The sequence below is a fragment of the Vulcanisaeta sp. genome (assembly GCF_049966235.1).
Classification (GTDB): domain Archaea; phylum Thermoproteota; class Thermoprotei; order Thermoproteales; family Thermocladiaceae; genus Vulcanisaeta; species Vulcanisaeta moutnovskia.
The window spans coordinates 1-4,281 of the sequence record NZ_JBMFVA010000039.1; the positions used below are offsets into that span (position 1 = coordinate 1).

The 4,281-nt window shown below is 43.8% G+C and carries 6 protein-coding genes and 1 pseudogene; 4 read left to right on the top strand and 3 right to left on the bottom strand.

Going from position 1 to position 4,281, the window contains the following annotated elements; translation table 11 throughout:
- Positions 1-83 precede the first annotated feature (83 nt).
- Positions 84-497, bottom strand: coding sequence for a hypothetical protein (locus ACP5L5_RS11350; RefSeq protein WP_428763898.1), 414 nt, complete (start codon positions 495-497; stop codon positions 84-86).
- Positions 498-611: 114 nt separating this feature from the next.
- Here ACP5L5_RS11350 and ACP5L5_RS11355 point away from each other — a divergent pair, with 114 nt between their 5' ends.
- Both ACP5L5_RS11355 and ACP5L5_RS11360 read left to right on the top strand, forming a co-directional pair.
- Positions 612-854, top strand: a complete 243-nt coding sequence (locus ACP5L5_RS11355) for a hypothetical protein (protein ID WP_428763899.1) — start codon at positions 612-614, stop codon at positions 852-854.
- 5 nt (positions 855-859) lie between these two features.
- Positions 860-1,429 carry a hypothetical protein gene (locus ACP5L5_RS11360; protein WP_428763901.1) on the top strand — a complete coding sequence of 190 codons (570 nt, stop codon included), beginning with the start codon at positions 860-862 and terminating at the stop codon, positions 1,427-1,429.
- A 36-nt stretch (positions 1,430-1,465) separates the two neighbouring features.
- Here the strand turns inward: ACP5L5_RS11360 and ACP5L5_RS11365 are convergent, their stop codons facing one another.
- Positions 1,466-1,864 carry a hypothetical protein gene (locus tag ACP5L5_RS11365; protein WP_428763906.1) on the bottom strand — a complete coding sequence of 133 codons (399 nt, stop codon included), beginning with the start codon at positions 1,862-1,864 and terminating at the stop codon, positions 1,466-1,468.
- Between the two features lie 24 nt (positions 1,865-1,888).
- Positions 1,889-2,146 carry a hypothetical protein gene (locus ACP5L5_RS11370; protein WP_428763902.1) on the bottom strand — a complete coding sequence of 86 codons (258 nt, stop codon included), beginning with the start codon at positions 2,144-2,146 and terminating at the stop codon, positions 1,889-1,891.
- Positions 2,147-2,301: 155 nt separating this feature from the next.
- Here ACP5L5_RS11370 and ACP5L5_RS11375 point away from each other — a divergent pair, with 155 nt between their 5' ends.
- Together ACP5L5_RS11375 and ACP5L5_RS11380 are read left to right on the top strand one after the other, a co-directional pair.
- Positions 2,302-3,690: a hypothetical protein gene (locus ACP5L5_RS11375; RefSeq protein WP_428763904.1), complete on the top strand. Its 1,389-nt coding sequence runs from the start codon at positions 2,302-2,304 to the stop codon at positions 3,688-3,690.
- Positions 3,691-3,815: 125 nt separating this feature from the next.
- Positions 3,816-4,281, top strand: a pseudogene (locus ACP5L5_RS11380) (hypothetical protein); the annotation flags it as partial.

Genomic DNA, 4,281 nt, shown 5'->3' on the forward strand with positions numbered 1-4,281 from the left:
TTGAAATCATTACCAAGCCTATAAAGAGCAACGCACATGAGTATGAACGGTATTGCCACAAGCAACCTAATGAGATTAATTATCTATGCAGACAACACCATGACCAACTTATCACTAGATAACGCTAGAAATAGGCCTAGAGCTATTGAGATGGCATTAAATACGAACATCAACTTAGTACCTAATCTACCAATGCCGTACTTAGCACGGTCAATGATAAATAGGAAATTGAAAACTCTATAGAGAAACCTATAAAGAACTATCACCAAATACACAATATTGAATACGGCAACGGCATAACCAATGACGTGCATCGTTAATACGATATCCCTGCTAGTTGTTGCTAGGAAGAGAGAATACTCAAGGGATAGGTAAATTGGCATGAATATTATCCCAGTAACTAAGGCAGCAATAAGTCCATTATAAATATTGGAAACGCCATCATAAATAAGCCTAGCCCTATCGGAACCACCCTGAGGACTACCAGGACTTGACATTAATAGTTTAATATACCGCGATTAATAATGATTTCCGGTTCGCTGTCAAAGTTACCACTTTAAAGGCAATCAAGAAGTAGTAAGTGTGAGTACAAGGTCGATTGGTCGAGGTCGATGCCCGAGGTGCAGGATGGAGGCTCCATAATCATTAAGAGGATTGGTGATCAGGAATACGTCTATGTAAAACATGGAAGGACTTGGCATTATATAGGGCCGTTAAGCGCTGTGGACTTACCATCAATAATGACCGAGTATACCACGCCATTACCACTAAAAGAGACGCAGACTAAAGTAGGTGCTGGTGATTCAATGAGTAACTCACAGGAACTCAGTAAAAACCGATTGGCAAGGTCTTAGCCCTGGTGTTTGGCGTAATTTTAATCGTTATTGGTATAATCGTAGTCATTGTACCATTCATTGTGCTCCCTACTACGATGGTCACGTCGGCTGTCGGTGAATTTGGCGGCATGAGCCCATACATAGTAAATAATACAAGCACTGTGCTTATGATATACGTATCAACACCAATTAACATAAAGATATCTGCGGAAGGTGCAGCCTTTAAGGTAGCGCTTATACCGCTGTCATCATTGCCCATGGATATTAGGGAAAGGATTGCAATACCGCCCCAGGGCATTGGTGTACTTGCCACGGTGCAATTAAACATCAGTGATGTCAAGGAGCTATTGGCACAATTCACGGGTAATTATACAGAACTAACCACTACGGTTAAATCAAACGAAACACTGTTAGTATGGCCATATAAACTATACACCAACCAGGCCATACTTAACTATAGTTATTCTAGCAAGATGACTTATGGAATAACTACGTCGTACTTACCAATGATCACACTCCTAATACAACCACTGTTACTAGGTGGCGCATTAATTTATGGAGGCACAATCCTATATAGATGGTCTAAGAAATGACGTAATCACCACGTCTCGCTCACCATAAATACCTACTTAGGCACCACCCAACCTACTCAACCTATTCATAACTATCCTTTTGACCTCGTTCAGACCTACTAGCTGTAAGATAAAACCCACAAGGTCGAGAATGCCACCAACAATGTTAATGACCGGCACCAACTGCAAGATCGCACCGATCAGAGATAGAACAACACCAAGGGTTAGATAATTAACGCCAAACTCATCACCAAGCCTATAGAGGGCAATTAGCATAAGTACTAAAGGCACAAGACCAGCCAAGCCCACTAGGACGTCAAGCACGGTCAACATACCCACGGAAATACTCGCCAAAACGAACCAAAGACCTATACCGAAACTAACCCCAAGTATTACAAATGATAAAAACACGCCTAACCTACCAATACCGTACCTGGCAGGATCAGCCCTCGCCAGGTAGGTAAAACCCCTGTAAAAGAATCAGTAGAGGAGTATGCCTCCAATTACTACCACCGATATTATGAAGTAACCAACATCGTGAATTACGGACTCAACGGCCGACTCGCTTGATACGCCAAATGGCGATGATTGGATTGAATATATTACGGAGAAGAGCATTGCTAGGAAGAAAACCACAAGTATTATGCCTACTATAATGCCCGCGATATAGCCATTGAAAATCTCGGTAACACCATTATGAATAAGCCCAAGCCTACCAGCATCACTGGAACTAGACACAATAACCTACTCTCCACATGCCCTAATAAGTCTTAATACCCAAAACATCGATTAATCAGGTCCCCACGAACAGTTAAAATTAAGCCCTCTAACCCAATTAATAGCTAGAAATGACTTGCTCACAGCGTGAAATCGCGCTTAAGTTGCTAGAGGTTGTGGGTGTCATAGACGTGAATGAATTAACAAGCATGCTAAACATACAGGGGGACCCACGGCTGTTACTCGGCGACTTAATCGAGGTGAATAATAATGAGGTCAAACTTAGCCAGAAGGGCAGGGAAGTCGTCTCAAGCATTGTTAATTGTGAGGGAGTTGTCTTCAGAATCTTGTACGAGTACTATAGGTCGAGACCGAGGAGCCTAGAGAGGGATGTCGCCCTAGCTGAGTATGGCAGTAAGTACGTAGAACTCAGTGACTACCCAATTGAGATCACCAACGAGGTATTAACCACGTGCCTACGACTAGCTCGCTTTGGCGTCGAGGCGAATCTACCTGAGCTGGCCCGTAGATACGGCGTTAAGGCATTCCTGATGGGCATGAGGATTGGAGATTACGCCGCAGCCCTTGAGGGGTTGGGACATGCGGTTAGGAAGTCGAGAAACCCACTCGAATTAATGCCGTTTATAGACCAAGTCATGAAGTTGGATAAGGAAACCATAAACAAACACCTGGTTAACTACGTGGGGTTAATGCTCAGTATAGGTGAGGGACTAATAGGCAGTGGATTTCCGAAGGAGGCATTGAGATTTATAAACCACGGCCTAGAGATTATCGGCGAACCAGACAGTGAATTAACCTGCTACCTATGGACGAGACTTACGACAAACCTAGCCAGTGCATATATGGAATTAATGAAGTATACAGAGGCAATAGAGGTGGTAAACACGGCATTGGGAAAGCTAACCAACTGCAGAATCGATGAAAGGACGAGACGACAACTGTCGCTGGAGCTCAAGGACAGGCTGGGCGTAATTAAGTACCTAAGCGGTGATTTGAGCGGTGCTCATTCTGTGTTCAGCGATGTGCTTAGGGAGGCCTTAGAACTTAACGAAATACCCTTCGCAGCCTCAGCAATGCATAACCTAATAAAGGCTAAGGTATTAATGAACAGGGACTGCAGCGACTACCCAGAACTACTGAGGCCAATCCACGGATGGGCGCTACAGGACTCACTCAACCACTACTTAACCACCAACGATCAGAGGAACCTGAGGAAAGTAAGGATACTACTAACAGTACTACTGATCGGCGTTGGGAAATACGATGAGGCAGTTAAATTATTGGGCCAGGGCGATAATGATGATGTCGAGAAATTCCTGAGGGGATTAATAACGATCCTAAAGGGCGAAGCCGACAACATGACCACGGAGTACAAGAACCCAGCACTCGCGGACCTAGCCACATACATAAACACAGCACTAAGAATAACTAAGTGGCAAAGCACGGGGAACAAACTATGGGACCAAACAGCACAGGCGCTGAAGGATGAAATAGCACGAATAATGAAATGCCAAATACCAAAACTCGTACTACTCCAAGCATAGCATGAAGACACTAACAATCAACTCTACTCGGTCCACTTTTTATGAATACCCTAGGAAATTAATACCCTAAGAAAATGCAAATAGTCAATATGGGCCGCCCACGTATTAATAAGGGATGGCTACTAGTGATAATTGCCGTTGCTACAGCGTACATCTCCGTGTTTATCTACGTACATACAGGGCATGTGATATTTAGGTACGTGGGCAACAACTACACAGTAACCTACATTAGATATCCAGAGCTTCCTCAACCCTTCGGTTCCTTACACTTCGATCCACCAACTATCTTTCCAATTATCTTTCCAATGATCACTGTCAACGTGAGGAACCTACCCAACAACAGGGTTGGTACAGTAAGCATATACCTAAGCGCACCAACGACAAGCGGCTTCATAGACCTAGGAACATACTCAATAAACGAATCATTAAGCAAACACTCAGCATCGCTACTAATCAACCTAAGCAATTACGTAGAACCCGCCATCGAGTTAATAAAACAACTACACAACAACCCAGCCAACTCCGGGCCGTCGGTGCTAGCCTTCATAACAACTATAGTAAATGACAGCGGCAAACTCTACGCAGTCACGG

Excerpts from the sequence above, each read along its gene's own strand:
- ACP5L5_RS11350 (WP_428763898.1), bottom strand. The coding sequence starts at position 497 with ATGTCAAGTCCTGGTAGTCCTCAGGGTGGTTCCGATAGGGCTAGGCTT.
- ACP5L5_RS11355 (WP_428763899.1), top strand. The coding sequence starts at position 612 with ATGCCCGAGGTGCAGGATGGAGGCTCCATAATCATTAAGAGGATTGGT.